Genomic DNA, 14854 nt, shown 5'->3' with positions numbered 1-14854 from the left:
TGCAAGTAAATGGTTAATCAACAGACGTGTTAAATACCATTCATTATCATGATTAACAACAGAGCCAAGTCACATCTTTCCCCAGCCTGAATAGAATGTAAAAGACTGCATGAACTTTGAATAGGAGGGGAATAGGTGACGCATCAAAACCATGAGCGCCAAGATCAATACTGGGCAAACCATTGGCAAAACCCACAATACCGCAGGATTACGATGGATCAGGCGATGGCGATTGCCTTACAACGTGTGCCAGGTCAGGTTGTAAAAGCGGAATTAGACTACGATGATGGAATGTTAATCTATGAAATTGATATTAGAACAGCAGAGGGACAGAAGTACGAAGTGAAAATTGATGCAAATACAGGAGTCATTCTTAGAGTGAAATTGGATTGACTAGGAGAGCTACAGCGGTAAGCGATACCGTTGTGGCTTTTCTGTCGGGACCTGCAGTACCAATCTCCCTATTATCTCCATGTATAGCCACCAAGCAATAGTGGAACACTTTCTAAATGACGGGAGTGTGGCTACTTATGGTTATGGATGAATTATCGAAGATCCATTTTTGGGAAACGTTACTGAGGACAACACTTGCATTTATCGTTTTACTTATTATGGCAAGGGTAATGGGGAAAAAACAGATTTCCCAGCTAACATTTTTCCATTATGTAACGGGCATTACAATTGGTTCAATAGCAGCAGAAATTGCAGGACAAAACGAAACACCGTTTGTGGATGGGATTATTGCAATGATTTGGTGGGCGCTATTAACGTTACTCATGAGCTATATCGCGCTTAAGTCAAGGAAAGCCCGCATACTACTAGATGACAAGCCGACGATTGTTATGTTTGAGGGGAAACTCATTGAGGATGCAATGAAAAAGTCACGACTCCATTTGAGTGACTTAAACATGATGTTGCGGGAACAAAACATTTTCTCTATTAAGGATGTTCAATATGCAATACTGGAAACGAACGGGAATTTGAGTGTTTTGAAGAAAGCTGGTCAGGAGCCTGCGACAAAAAAAGATGTCAATGCCCCGGCACCTGAGCCCAAATATATTCCATCTGAAATCATATCTGATGGGAAAATTGTTAAAAAGAATTTGGCCGAGCTCAATTTAACGGAAGAGTGGGTGTATGAACAGCTGAAAAAACAAGGTATCGGTAAAGTTGAACATGTATTTTATGCTGAAATACAAACAGATGGAAGTCTTCATGTCGATTTGGGAGCCAAAGAGAATAAGTAGAGAAAAAGCGTCATCAATGCGGTCTGAATCGTATTGATGACGCTTTTCTAATTTGGAGTTATAAGATAGCATACTCTTTAATGGTGGAAGCGCCTGACTCAATCGCAGCTTTACTAACTGCCTCTGCCACAACTTTTACAACCCGCTCATCGAAAGGGTCGGGAATGATGTAATCGTCCCGTAGGTCAGATTCGTCAATCAATGAAGCAATGGCATAGGTTGCGGCCAATTTCATGCTTTCATTTATCTCCCTTGCACGGACATTGAGAGCACCGCGAAAGATACCCGGAAAGGCAAGAACATTATTCACTTGATTTGGATGATCAGATCGTCCTGTTGCGATAATGCGAACTCCGTAATCCTGCGCTTTGTCAGGAGACAGTTCTGGATTTGGATTAGCAAGACCAAAGATAATAGGGTTATCATTCATACAAGCAATGAGCTCCTTCGTCAATAAATTAGCAACTGAAACCCCTATGAACACATCTGCACCAGCCATAGCATCTTGCAGAGAGCCTGTAAGGCCATCAGGATTTGTTAGAGCAGCAATTTCATGTTTGGTGGAATTCATGCCATTTGGTCGTTCTTTATAAATGACGCCCTGTGAATCACAAACGGTAATTTGTTCAAATCCAATTGTAAGTAGAAGTTTTGTAATTGCAATCCCAGCTGCCCCAGCGCCGTTGACTACAATTTTAGCCAATTGTATGTCTTTATTGACGACTTTTAAAGCATTTAATAAACCTGCACCAACGACAATTGCGGTGCCGTGTTGATCGTCATGAAAAACTGGAATATCGCACTCTTCACGTAGTCTCTGCTCAATTTCGAAACATCGTGGCGCAGAAATATCCTCTAAATTGATAGCGCCAAATGTAGGGCTAATTGCCTTTACGGTCTGGACAATCTCCTCAACATCCGTCGTTGCTAAACAGATTGGAAAAGCATCGATGTTCGCATATCTTTTTAACAGCAACGCTTTTCCTTCCATGACCGGTAGAGCTGCCTCAGGCCCGATATCCCCTAATCCTAATACAGCTGTTCCATCTGTCACCACCGCAACTAAATTTCCCTTGATGGTATACTCGTATACTGCTGCGGGATTTTCGGCAATTTCTAAACAAGGTTCGGCCACTCCTGGAGAGTAAGCTAAACTTAAGTCCACTCTATTTTCTAGCGGAACTTTAGACACGGTTTCCATTTTTCCCGTATGAAGCCGATGCATTTCTAATGAAGACTGATAATGATTCGTCAATGAATATCCCCCATTCCCTACAGTATTTTATTGAGTATTAAATTTTTACCATGAAAGCAGAAAAAATACAAGTCAGAAAATTTAGTTGAGTTTGAAAATTCTTTGAAATAAAGCGCTTTCATTGCTTTTGTTATAATGTTTTCAATGAATATAATTTTTTGAAAAATAAATTGTTATTAGTTTGATTTATGTTACGTTATTGGAAGCATTGAGGTTATACTACTGATGAAAAAAGCGGTTATGTGATGGGGGAAATAATCATTATTAGCCTAATGTGATGGATTTTGAGGATGAATTTGTTATTCGATAACGTATTTCTGGAAAAAGAATACGTTATCGAATTTAGAAATAACCGCTAGGAGCGTTCTTTTAAAGCTGAAGACAAATTGTATGAAAAACGAGTTGTACTTTTAGATGATTTCCCACATACGTTGTGTAGCAATAGCCTGTAATCGGGGTTCGGGTCGCACAGCCACAGGATGGCCAACTAGTTCCAAGACCGAAAGGTCTGAAAGACTATCTCCATAAGCAAAGCTATTCTGCCAGTCGATATTTTTCCCTTTCAGGGCCCGTTCAATTTTCTCGTTTTTTCTTAGACCGTGAACATGATGAATCGGTGCTCGGAAATCAATATTTTTCCCATTTACAGGGACTTCTGTGCCAATGATTGTATCGAATTGCAATTCTTTTGTAACGGATTGTAATAATGGAATATAGGCACCGGAAACGAGCATTACATGGACGCCGTCGACAATATGCTGTTGTAATCGTGACAATACGTCTGGATTGAAGCCCTGTTGTACTTTATCGGTCAATTCCTCGAAATACTGATCTAACTCGATTTTCGATTGTTGTCCGAGTGCATCTAAATAGATTTGCATGGACTGTTCTTTCATTTTAGCTTCAGGAACGAGTTTCATTTTATACCCAATGTAAGGCTTAAGGATCGCCCGGTAAAACTTTTTGAATTTTGGATGGTGAACGGGATGATGTTTTAAATGGTCCATTAACAGCTGAAAGGTTTCTTCCGCATAGAGCGTTCCGTCAAAATCAAATATGGCAACTCGCATAACAATCCCCTTTTTTTCGTCATATTCATCACGCCCAGCGTGATTGTGTCGGATTTTTTCGAGTGAGCTCGAAAGGCTTCCTTAGAAATCCGTGACATCCGCTAAAGGCTTTTCTGAATGTAAATAAATAATTCTCTTGTTCAATCATACAGTGTTTGTATTATGGAGGCAATTTGAGGATAATGAAGGTGAGAGTGAGGCGTTTTTAATATGCAAAAAGATCGTAAGAATTCAGTAAACAAAAAAGCAGATACATCGGTTTACACAGTAAAAGAATCGTCGGAGCTATTACCTTTTTTATTGAAAATGATGGTGGGTAGCGGGCGTAATGCAGTGAAATCCATATTGACACGTGGACAAGTGAATGTGGATGGGAAAATGGTGAAACAACATAATCATTCACTTCAGCCCGGCCAAAGGATTGAAATTATTAAGAATCAAGCAGCTTTAAAGGGAGACACATTAGTAGGTGTCAGTATTTTGCATGAAGACGAAGATATTATTGTCATCAATAAAGATGCGGGACTGCTATCTGTTGCCTCAAAAAATGAAACAGAGATGACAGCATATCGTCAAGTACGTGACTATGTGAGCAATGGCAATCCGAATAAGCGAATTTTTATTGTACACCGACTTGATAAGGATACGTCTGGTGTTATGTTATTTGCCAAAAGTGAAGAAGTGAAGGAATCCTTACAGGCGAATTGGAGTAAAGTGGTGAAAGAACGTGTCTATATTGCACTTGTAGAAGGTACTGTTCGCAAAAAGACAGGTAAGATTGCATCGTGGTTGAAGGAAAGTAAAACATTTAAAGTGTATTCAAATCCGACAGACAACGGTGGACAACATGCCGTGACGCATTACACAACACTGCAAGCGAATAAACAATTTTCACTGCTAGAAGTGCAGCTTGAAACGGGACGGAAAAACCAAATCCGAGTCCATATGGAAGAACTAGGCCACCCAGTTGTGGGTGACAAGCGATACGGAGCAACAGGAAATCCCATTAAACGATTGGGCCTTCATGCAACTCGACTAGTGCTGACACATCCACGAACAGGAGAGCTTGTTCGGTTTGAGGCGGATGCACCGAAGTCATTTTATGCAAAATCAAAATGACTAGTTCAAATGGGAATGTAAATCAAATCGAATAAAGAAGAGGTGCTCGCTTTTTGCTAAGTGAGCACCTTTTTGTATAGAAATTATTGAACTGTGTGATTTGGCATCGCCGGTTGACCTACAGTGGCGAATGAATTCAGCAATTGTTGCATATCTTGCTGGGCAAGCTGTGGCACTTGGTAATAATGATGCTTATTTTGATAAATCGCCATTTCGTAGGCCATTTCGATACAGTTGGGTACAGAGTCGGCGAGTACGCGGCGGACGACAGGGTTACATGTTTCGAGTGCAGCTACCGTTTTCATGGATGCTCCAGCTTTGGCGGAACTAAGTAAAAAGCCTGAAATGATTTGGTCTGATATTTCTGAATCAGATTGTATTGGCTTTGTCGGTTGAGATTGCTTCATGCCATAAACGAAGTCATTCCCTTGTTTCATTTCATAGCTACCCGTTGGATGCGATGGGTCTTGCCCGGTTTTAAAGCATTCGACAGTAATATTGTATTCATCTAAAGTAAAGCGGTATTGGCGATCCAAAATATCCAGTAACTCAGGATCTTTGACATGTGGGCGTAACAAAATAGCTTGGTTGAGCGCTCCGACAGTCCCTGATAATGCTTCGTGGATATCGAATAGCTCATGCCCACCGTGATTCATCTGTTGCGAAACAGGTCCGGTATGCATATTTTCATGTGTTTGACCGAATGGATTTTGCGTCACTACATATCCTCCTAAAGATTGATTATTTTTATCGTCAGTAGTATGGATGTTGAAATGAAATCTATACATTAGAAATGATGCATAATTATCACTGCGCAAAAATAGGCTTAGATAAAGCCTCTGGCAGATGTCGCGGATTTTTAAGTGAGCTTAAGAAGGCAGTCTAAGTGTGCCACTTCCTAAATATGTGCCTTAATTTCTGCAAAAGGCACAGAAATACGGCAAATCGAACCCTCTGCAGTTCGATAGGCTTGAAAAAATCCGGACGCCATTACGCCAGGGCGTAATTGATTGATGAAAGGCAGATGATAAACATGCAAATTCATGTAGTTCAAAAGGGGCAAAGTTTGTACGGCATCGCTCAGGCTTATGGTATTAGTTATCAAGATATTGCAACAGCCAATGAAATCCCGAATCCTGCTCAAATTGTAGTTGGTCAAGCGTTGGTCATCCCGATTACAGGCAGCTATCACTGGGTGCAGCCGGGTCAATCGCTGTATCTCATTGCTCAATTATATGGCTTGACCGTCAATGAACTGGCTACGATTAATCGTATCTCTCCGTCTAGCACGCTACAAGTGGGGCAGCGGCTTTACATCCCACCAAGACCTAAAAAATTGGCAGAGGCTTTGCTGTATGTCGAACCAAGAACACCGGTGGCACAATCGATGATTGATGAAGTGAGGAGGCGTGTCGATTCAATAACCTATTTAGCAATGTTTAGCTACGAGGTTATACGCGATGGCTCATTAAAAGCCCCGTCGATTGATGATATTCCGAATATCGCACAATCGGCTGGGGCGGCAAATGCACTTGTTGTTAGTAATTTAGAGGATTTTGCATTTAATGCAGATTTAGCACATGCAATCTTTACAGACCAAGCAGTCCAAGATCGCTTATTCAGTAATCTTATTCAAATCGCCAATGAAATCGGCTATAAAGACATTCATTTTGATTTTGAACTTTTACACCCAGAGGATCGTGAGCTCTATAATAGCTTCCTTCGAAGGGCTAGAGACCGTTTCCATCCAGAAGGGCTGACGCTATCGACTGCGCTTGCTCCTATGACAAGTGATATACGAACAGGGATTTATGGAGCGCATGACTATAGGGCGCATGGAGAAATTGTCGATTTTGTTTCCCTTATGACATATGAATGGGGTTATACGTATAGCGATCCGCAAGCTGTAAGCCCGATTGGTCCTGTGCGGAATGTTGTGGAGTATGCTGTCAGTCAAATCCCAAGGGAGAAAATTTTCTTAGGCCAAAATTTATATGGCTATGACTGGTCTTCCCCTTATCCAAGCCAAGGTGGATCACCCGCTAAGGCACTTAGTCCTCAGCAGGCGTTGGCAATCGCAGTTAGCCAAGAGGTTGACATCGACTATGATTATGTTGCACAGGCTCCGCATTTTAAGTATACGGACGATACAGGTGTACATCATGAAGTATGGTTTGAGGATGCGCGTAGTATCCAAGCTAAATTTGATTTGGTCAAAGAATTTGGTTTGCGGGGCATGATGTATTGGAAGCTCGGCTTGGCCTTCCCACAAAACTGGCTGTTGTTAACAGATAATTTTACGATACGGAAAATCAAATGAAAAAAATGAACCGCTGTGATGTACACAAGCGGTTCATTTTTTAATTGAAAAGGCTTACTCTTTATTAATATAATTGATGAAGCTTTGAAGGACTTCAATATCAGGGTTCAGCGCAAGGACAGGTAAAAACGCAAAGGTCATAAGTAACATGACAACCCCACCTATAGATACTCGAAAAATTTTGCTGATCTTCATAATGCTCTCCCTCTTTCTGTGAGCTACCAATTTTCAAACAACTGTCTAATCCATTGAATTGTTTGACTACTTAAATAATAACTCCTGACCAAAGAAAAGTAAATATTTTTTTAATTCTTTATACATAAATAGGACACAATATAGTATAATTATTGATTATCCACAAAAAATATGTTGTATCTCTTCCTTTTTTCAGCGATAATATTTAAAAACGATTCAATTTTTTGAAATATCAATATACGATTGATATTGGAGATTCACTAAGATTCTCTATTAACTTCATTCACTAGAAGTCTCCGACTTTTGCTGAATGAAGTTAAGTCTCCGGCGGAAGTCACAGATTTTCAAATGAATTTTTCAATCGGGCTCGATGAAAATCTGGACGTAATTACGCCTAGGCGTAATTGATTATATAGCATTTTTACGAAAGGGATGAGCGAGAATGACTAAATTGGATTCAATTCATACAGATAATAAAAAAAGGGCTAATGATTACGTTCATGAAGTATATGAATTAGTGAAGAAGCGTAATCCAGATGAAAAGGAATTTCTACAAGCGACAAGAGAAATCTTCGACTCCCTTCGCCCCGTTTTTGCCCAGCATCCCGAGTATATTACGAATGGAATACTTGAGCGTATTACAGAACCGGAGCGTATTATTACATTTCGTGTTGCATGGGAAGATGATCAAGGAAAAGTTCATGTGAACCGTGGTTTCCGGGTTCAATTTAATAGCGATCTAGGACCTTATAAGGGCGGTATTCGTTTCCATCCATCAGTAAACGCCAGTATTATGAAGTTCCTTGCTTTTGAACAAATCTTTAAAAATTCTTTGACAGGCCAACCAATAGGAGCCGGTAAAGGAGGCTCCGATTTTGATCCGAAGGGGAAATCGGATCGTGAAATTATGCGCTTCACACAAAGCTTTATTACAGAATTAAGTAAGTATATTGGTCCGGATCGAGACGTTCCGGCGGGGGATATCGGTGTTGGCAAAAGAGAGATTGGGTATATGTTTGGGCAATACAACCGCTTGAAGGGCGGATACGAGGCTGGTGTTTTCACCGGAAAAGATCCGAATCACGGTGGAAGTCTTGGTCGTAAAGAAGCAACGGGTTATGGTACTGTCTATTTTGTAGAGGAAATGCTCAAGGTGAAAAATGAGAGTTTCGATGGGCAAACGGTTATTGTTTCTGGCTCGGGGAATGTCTCAATTTATGCAATGGAAAAGGCCATGCAATTAGGTGCAAAAGTAGTCGCCTGTAGTGATTCAGGTGGTTATATTTATGATGAAAATGGCATCAACTTAGATACGGTGAAACGTTTGAAAGAAGTTGAGAACAAACGAATTTCCGAATATACGAAAGAGCATCTGCAAGCAGAGTATCATGACGACTGTTCAGCAATTTGGTCTATTCCTTGTGATATCGCTCTTCCATGTGCAACGCAAAATGAAATTGATGAGATTGCTGCCCGGATGCTTGTAGCCAATTCGGTGAAGGCGATTGGTGAAGGTGCCAATATGCCTTGTACGCTAGAGGCGATGGCATTGTTCCAGGAGAATGGTGTATTATTTGGTCCGGCAAAAGCTGCCAATGCAGGCGGCGTGGCTGTTTCAGCAATGGAAATGTCGCAAAATAGTATGCGTCTGTCATGGACAGCTGAAGAAGTTGATGAAAAACTTCATCTTGTCATGAAAAATATTTATACAAGTTGCGTGGATGCTGCAGATCGCTTTGGTCATCCCGGCAATTTAGTCATGGGTGCCAACATCGCAGGCTTTTTGAAAGTTGCAGATGCCATGGTCGCACACGGTCTTAGTTAAGATATGTTGGGGCAAATAAAACGTCTACACAAGTTACTTATTGTGTGGACGTTTTTTGTTGGTTTTACGGACATGGTCATTCGAAGGTCTGACGTTCTCTTGTAAGATAAACCGGGCTTTCCACTTGATTAGTGTGTGGTGTTCTTTTCAGATGAATCTATTGGTATAATTTCCTCAATAGTGATTACTAGTCATTTAGTAGGTTTAGGTGAATTCTCCCATATTTATTTTGAGTAAAGGTATTATTTATGATAATATGAAAAAATGTGAATAAGGGGAAATTTTGACCAAGTTCACGATGGGATTGTGAGGGGGAAGAAGCTGATGGAAGAAACAGTGGTTAAGAAAAAATCGTTTAAGACTTTAATTGTTCTGATTGTTACGGCTTTAGTCGTGGTAGGCGGAAGTGCATCAGCATTTTTCCTATTGAATAAGTCATCAAAAGTCCAGTACTTTTTGGCTGAAGTGGAGACGTACAAACAAATGAGTACACTCGCAGAGGAACGCTATAAAAATGAAGTGAATTGGATGAAGGTTCAACAAGAGAAACCAGTGGAAACTAGGTATGATTTATCTGGTGAATGGAATGATTCATCTGTTGACTATATGATGCAGGAAATTCAAAGTATCGTCAATAGTGTTACATTGTCTATGAATCAAGTATACGATCCAACGAACAAAGAGCTTGAAGTAGCATTGAGTGGAGAGCTTGGCAATCTATCTGTCGATTTCGGCTCCATTTTTGCGACGACTGAAAAGCTAGTGGCAGAATTGCCGTTTGTGGATGAACTTATCCGATTTGACGATAAGGATTTCGGGAAAGTAATGAGAGAGTTTGACGAGAATTTTGAAGGTAATGAAAATCTGGGATTGCCTCAGTTATTTGAAAGTAGTTCTTCGTCAATGGAAGAAATGAATATGTATATCGAAAAAGAGTATATTGAATTCTTAATAAAAGAGCTTCCAGAAGATGCCTTTACGACTGACAAAGAAGAAATACTTGTAGCAGATCAAAAGGTGAAAGCGAAAAAAATAACAATGAACCTCTCTGAAGAACAAGTGAAAACACTGTTGAAGGATCTATTGGCGAAAGCAAAAACGGATGAAAAGTTGAAAGAAATCGTCAAGAATCAATTGGGTGTTTCCGCATTTGCTGGGGATTTATCTGCAAGTGATCTTGCAATTGTTGTTGAGGAGTTTGACAAAGGCATTGACGCTGCTATTGAAGGTGTGGATACATTAAGCATTCCAAACGGTCTTCAATCAACTATTTGGCACCAGTCTAACCATATTGTGAAGCGGGACTTTGCGTTGACAATTGGTTCTAATGAAGTTGATATAGTAGCAATTAATGTTACGGGTACACAATTACTGGAAAAAACGGCTCAGCAATTAGATTATAAGCTTGCTTTCACAGATTCCTTTGGTGACGAGAATGCTGTGAATATTAAAGGGAATTTATCATGGAAAGATCAAAAAGCTGACGACTCTATTGCTATTTCTGTAGAGGATTTGAAGTTTAGTTATGATGGGCAAGAGGAATTGAAAGATAACAAAAGGACATTTACCCGTACTTTCAAATTTACAGATGGTTTCAGCGAACCAGCACTTATTTGGAAAGGTAGTGCAACGCATGATAGCGATGCAATGAAGGCCAACCATGAATTTACAGTGAGTGAACGAGGCTTAGATGGAGATATGTTCAATTTACTGATAAAGCAACAAGGGAAAGTCGTGAAAAAGGTAGATATGCCGGAAGAAACGGCTAATACGGTAAACGTTGGTCAGATGGACAGAGAACAGATTGAAAGTTTTATAGAATTAGAAGTAGTACCGAAAGTGGAAGACTGGTTTTACGATTTAATGGGTGATGTTGAAGGAGAACTTTATTAACTTGATTCAAGTTAAGCCTCCGACGTACAGGATGTGGCGTTATTGTCGGCCGGCGGATGTTAAGGATTTTGACTGAATAGGATGGAAGTGAGCTGTATGCTGTCTGTTAGAAGATTATTATTTTTTATGCAGCAATATACGAAACAATTGAGGAAGAAGTGGGCGACCCTTCTTCTTCTTTTTCTATTTCCTATTCTTTTAATAGGGCTGTTATTGGGGCTTGTCGCTGGCTTGTTAGTGCCTGATGAACATTCTTCTATTCGGGTTGCCTTGGTGGATGAGGACGACACAAAGGAGTCGCGGTTATTTGCAAGCTTGCTAGAGGAGACGGCAGCGGGCGGAGCCTATATTCAAATCATTGCCTTATCGAAGGAGCAAGCACAGCAACTAATACTGCAAAATGAAATCAGTACATATTTTTCATTCCCAGAAGGGTTCACGGCGGATTTGTATGAAGGAGAATCTGTAACGATTCCGATTGTTGGGAATCCTTCCAAACCTACGGATAGCTATTTGGTGAAAGAGTTAGTAGAAAGTATGATGCGCTATATTGGTGCGGCACAGGCTAATATATTGACCGTTCATGACTATGCTAAAAAAACAGATATGTCGCAAGAACAGCGACAACAATTGATGTTGCAGCAATTTATAGATTTTACATTGTATACACTTGGTAAGGATAAATTGCTGGATGAAGAGGTGCTGACGAATGTCGCCACGTCCACTCCGCTTCATTATTATGTATTAGCGGGCTGGTTTATAAGCTTGTCGATTTGGGTGTTCGCTTTATATAGTATGCTAGGAAAAGAGCAACACCAGGCTATGCATATTCGTCTAACTTTAGCAGGCGTAACACTGGGGCAACGTGTTTTTGCGCGTATGCTCGTTGCTCTAGGTGGAAGTGTTGTCTATGCAGCCATTTTATTTTTCATCGCTAGTCAGTTTGTTCATTATGACTTGTACTTGTTAGACTATTTGCGCTTTGCATTGTTTACCGTTTTATATACCTGGTTACTAGTAGTAGGAATTGCTGTGCTAGATATATGGGTTACGTCGCAGAAACTGGCTCTGCTCTTGCAAGGCTTGTGGACTTTTGTACTGATTTTCACAAGTGGTGCTGTGATTCCAACAATCTATTTTCCACTAGTCGTGCAACAGCTTGTGCCATATATCTTTTCTTATGATAGCTTGAGCTGGATGATTGATATTGTGCTGGAAGAACGTAATTATGCTGATTTCACGTTCCTGATGATTATAGCTGGTGCTGGAATGCTAGTAGTTTGGCTGTCAACAGCTACCAAAGAGAGGTGGACCCGATGAAGACGATTCTGGTTACTCGGTGGATGCGTTGGCAGAAGGAATGGAAAAGCCTCGTATGCTGGTTGCTTTTGCCGATTGTCTTGACTGTTCTGCTCGTGATGAGTATCGGTCTGTGGCAAGAAGAAATGACGGTACCAATTGGACTGATCGTAGAGGAACAGACGGAATTGGTGCAACAGCTTGTTGCAGACATTGAGGGCGTAGAATTGTTGCATATCCATTATATAGAGCTAGAAGATGCACTTGGCAAGCTACAGCAGCATGAATTAGATAGCGTGTTTGTTATTCGAGAAGGTTATACAGACACAATCCTTGCAGGAGGACGCACTCAACTGATTGAAGCTTACTCATCGAATCGTTCTTATGCCTATCAGACTGTTGTTGAAGCGATTACGTCTTTCGCGCAACAAGATGCAGCTCGTTCCAAGGCGGCATTTGTTGTCAAACAATTGTTCAAAGATGCACATATCGAGGATGAATGGAACTACACAGAAATCATTGAAAGTAGTCGCGCACGTCAGCAAAAGGAAGCATTGCTGAAGTCCAGTTTTTCGTATGCCAATAAAGAAAGTGAAGTGCTAGATCAAAAATTACGCATCATACCTGTATGGGGTGTCTGGGCATTCAGTGCGATGATTACCGTGTTTTTCTTATTTGATTGGCTATTGAAGGAAAATCGAACGGCTATGCAAGCTCGCTGGCATTTTACGACGTTGTCATTTTGGCAATATGCAGCAGGTACGTTTATGATTTATACATTTTTGTTAGTTGCTGTGGACATCTTTGCGCTACTGATTTTTGCAGGTTTATGGGATGAAAAAGTAACAGTCCAAGTGATCATATCTCTTGTCACTTTTCGACTCACCATCAATTTGCTCGCCTTTTTAACGGCTAGTGTATTCAGGCAATTGTTCATGTATTATGTGAGCGGCATAGCCATTGCATTAATACTCACTGTAACCGGAGGGGCAATTATACCTCTAGATGGGCTTATACGAAAGTGGCCATGGATGGAAGTACTTAGTCCGGTTCATGCCTTATTGGACGAGGCGATTCCTGTTGTTTGGCTCATGACGTTAGTAGTCTTATGGCTTGTATGGCTTTGGAAAGGGAGGTATTCATATGCTTGAAGTATCTGGACTTCAAAAAAAGTATAAGAATAAGGTGGTCATTGAAAACCTATCATTTCAAATGAAACCAGGGGAGATTGTCGGACTGGTTGGAGAAAATGGTGCGGGTAAATCGACATTGCTGCAACTATTGGCGACGGTGATGCAACCGACACGAGGCGATATTCAATTGGACGGGCTTTGCTATCGACAAGATGTTAAGGGAATTCGACGGAAGATTGGCTATGTGCCGCAAGATATTTCAATTTGGGATGAATTCACCGTAGAGGAAAATATGCTTTTTTTTGAAAAGCTATCGTGGAAAAGACGGTCCAAAGAACAATGTCGCCAGCTGTGCTTAGATATGCAATTAACACAGTGGAAGGAAAGTATTGCGTCATTGTCGGGTGGTATGAAAAGGAAATTGAATTTGGCGATTAGCCTGTTGAATGACCCCATATTGCTACTATTGGATGAGCCAACGGTTGGCATTGATCTTAAATCGAAAACGGAAATTGGAACGTATTTGCATAACTTGGCGAAAAGTGAAGGGAAAATGATTATGTATACATCGCATGATATGGACGAAATTACGAACGTCTGTGACCGCGTTTATGCAATCGGTAAAGATCCATTTTATGCGGATTTATTGCAGAAGAAAATGGCGAAAGTTGAGGTGATGGCATGACAATATCGCAAAGGAAAATTGTACTAGCCTGCCTGGTAGTTGTTGCTATTGGCATTTTCTGCTGGTGGAGAACAGGGAAATGGATAACGGCAGGCATGGAGCCAGTAGCAGATGGCACAAATGACTATGCGATTGTGCTGGGGGCGAAGGTAAAACAAGATAGCCTATCGTTATCATTACGCTATCGTTTGGATGCTGCACTAGATTACGCCAATGAACATCCTCATGTGACACTGATTTTATCGGGTGGGCAGGGCCCGGATGAACCGATGAGTGAAGCCGAAGCGATGCGGCAGTTTTTGACAGACAATGGCATTGAGGAAAGCCGGCTATTGCTAGAGGATGCATCGACTTCAACGTATGAAAATATTCTTTTTTCGAAAAAACTACTGCCAGCCGATGTCGATTCCATCACAATTATTTCAAGTGATTTTCATTTAGCGAGAGCTCAAAAGATTGCGGGGAGTCTGGACTTGCAATCCGATGTAGTAGCGGCACAAACGCCGAAAGTAGTAGAAGCAAAATCGAACTTTCGTGAGCGTCTTGCGCTGGTGAAAACGTTTATTTTGGGGAAGTAAGTGATAAGTCCTCTCTATTTTTACAGGAGAGGATTACTACATATCAATTACGTCTTGGCGTAATTGCGTCCTGATTTTTTCGAGCTCGAAAAGCTCCACTTAAACTTTTCTATTGCAAAAGAAAGCGTAATCATTTATAGTGAAAGTAATCAGAGGATTGTTACTGTTTGGCAGGCAAAACCTGAATTGATTTAATTTATGGAAATGTTTATTTTCTATGAATTACATTAGTTCA

General features: G+C 40.7%; 14 protein-coding genes. 10 read left to right on the top strand and 4 right to left on the bottom strand.

Features of this window, described 5'->3' with window-relative positions:
* The first annotated feature begins 135 nt into the window (after positions 1 to 135).
* Both R2B77_RS06400 and R2B77_RS06395 read left to right on the top strand, forming a co-directional pair.
* Positions 136 to 393: a PepSY domain-containing protein gene (locus R2B77_RS06400; protein ID WP_203247144.1), complete on the top strand. Its 258-nt coding sequence runs from the start codon at positions 136 to 138 to the stop codon at positions 391 to 393.
* Between the two features lie 143 nt (positions 394 to 536).
* Positions 537 to 1247, top strand: coding sequence for a YetF domain-containing protein (locus R2B77_RS06395; protein WP_404830739.1), 711 nt, complete (start codon positions 537 to 539; stop codon positions 1245 to 1247).
* 58 nt (positions 1248 to 1305) lie between these two features.
* Here R2B77_RS06395 and R2B77_RS06390 read toward each other — a convergent pair whose 3' ends face one another.
* Together R2B77_RS06390 and R2B77_RS06385 are read right to left on the bottom strand one after the other, a co-directional pair.
* Entirely contained in the window at positions 1306 to 2472 is a 1167-nt protein-coding gene (locus R2B77_RS06390) for an NAD(P)-dependent malic enzyme (protein WP_203247292.1), read from the bottom strand.
* A 440-nt stretch (positions 2473 to 2912) separates the two neighbouring features.
* Complete coding sequence (locus tag R2B77_RS06385; RefSeq protein ID WP_203247146.1) at positions 2913 to 3572, bottom strand: HAD family hydrolase; 660 nt, start codon at positions 3570 to 3572, stop codon at positions 2913 to 2915.
* 210 nt (positions 3573 to 3782) lie between these two features.
* Between R2B77_RS06385 and R2B77_RS06380 the strand changes: the two genes are divergently transcribed.
* Positions 3783 to 4691 carry an RluA family pseudouridine synthase gene (locus tag R2B77_RS06380; protein WP_203247147.1) on the top strand — a complete coding sequence of 303 codons (909 nt, stop codon included), beginning with the start codon at positions 3783 to 3785 and terminating at the stop codon, positions 4689 to 4691.
* 83 nt (positions 4692 to 4774) lie between these two features.
* On the opposite strand, the gene R2B77_RS06375 is transcribed toward R2B77_RS06380, so the two are convergent.
* The gene (locus tag R2B77_RS06375) at positions 4775 to 5410 is read right to left on the bottom strand and encodes a spore coat protein (protein ID WP_203247148.1); all 636 of its coding nucleotides are present in this window, start codon (positions 5408 to 5410) and stop codon (positions 4775 to 4777) included.
* A gap of 314 nt (positions 5411 to 5724) precedes the next feature.
* Here R2B77_RS06375 and R2B77_RS06370 point away from each other — a divergent pair, with 314 nt between their 5' ends.
* Positions 5725 to 7011 carry a LysM peptidoglycan-binding domain-containing protein gene (locus R2B77_RS06370; protein ID WP_203247149.1) on the top strand — a complete coding sequence of 429 codons (1287 nt, stop codon included), beginning with the start codon at positions 5725 to 5727 and terminating at the stop codon, positions 7009 to 7011.
* Between the two features lie 54 nt (positions 7012 to 7065).
* Here R2B77_RS06370 and R2B77_RS06365 read toward each other — a convergent pair whose 3' ends face one another.
* Positions 7066 to 7206, bottom strand: coding sequence for a hypothetical protein (locus R2B77_RS06365; RefSeq protein ID WP_203247150.1), 141 nt, complete (start codon positions 7204 to 7206; stop codon positions 7066 to 7068).
* 442 nt (positions 7207 to 7648) lie between these two features.
* Between R2B77_RS06365 and gdhA the strand changes: the two genes are divergently transcribed.
* The 6 genes from gdhA (at position 7649) to R2B77_RS06335 (ending at position 14619) form a co-directional block, all read left to right on the top strand.
* Entirely contained in the window at positions 7649 to 9031 is a 1383-nt protein-coding gene (gene gdhA, locus R2B77_RS06360; protein ID WP_203247151.1) for an NADP-specific glutamate dehydrogenase, read from the top strand.
* A 324-nt stretch (positions 9032 to 9355) separates the two neighbouring features.
* Entirely contained in the window at positions 9356 to 10924 is a 1569-nt protein-coding gene (locus R2B77_RS06355; RefSeq protein WP_203247152.1) for a DUF6583 family protein, read from the top strand.
* A 96-nt stretch (positions 10925 to 11020) separates the two neighbouring features.
* A complete protein-coding gene (locus R2B77_RS06350; RefSeq protein WP_203247153.1) occupies positions 11021 to 12244 on the top strand; it encodes an ABC transporter permease in 1224 nt (407 codons plus the stop codon).
* Positions 12241 to 13374, top strand: a complete 1134-nt coding sequence (locus R2B77_RS06345; RefSeq protein WP_203247154.1) for an ABC transporter permease — start codon at positions 12241 to 12243, stop codon at positions 13372 to 13374. The genes R2B77_RS06350 and R2B77_RS06345 overlap by 4 nt, the downstream gene beginning before the upstream one ends.
* Positions 13367 to 14041: an ABC transporter ATP-binding protein gene (locus tag R2B77_RS06340; RefSeq protein ID WP_203247155.1), complete on the top strand. Its 675-nt coding sequence runs from the start codon at positions 13367 to 13369 to the stop codon at positions 14039 to 14041. The genes R2B77_RS06345 and R2B77_RS06340 overlap by 8 nt, the downstream gene beginning before the upstream one ends.
* Positions 14038 to 14619 carry a YdcF family protein gene (locus tag R2B77_RS06335; protein ID WP_203247156.1) on the top strand — a complete coding sequence of 194 codons (582 nt, stop codon included), beginning with the start codon at positions 14038 to 14040 and terminating at the stop codon, positions 14617 to 14619. Before R2B77_RS06340 ends, R2B77_RS06335 begins: the two co-directional genes overlap by 4 nt.
* Positions 14620 to 14854 lie beyond the last annotated feature (235 nt).

Origin of the sequence: Sporosarcina beigongshangi, from assembly GCF_033485195.1 — a bacterium.
Taxonomy (GTDB): domain Bacteria; phylum Bacillota; class Bacilli; order Bacillales_A; family Planococcaceae; genus Sporosarcina; species Sporosarcina beigongshangi.
Note: the sequence above shows the minus strand (reverse complement) of the source record. Positions and strands in the feature narration are given on the sequence as shown.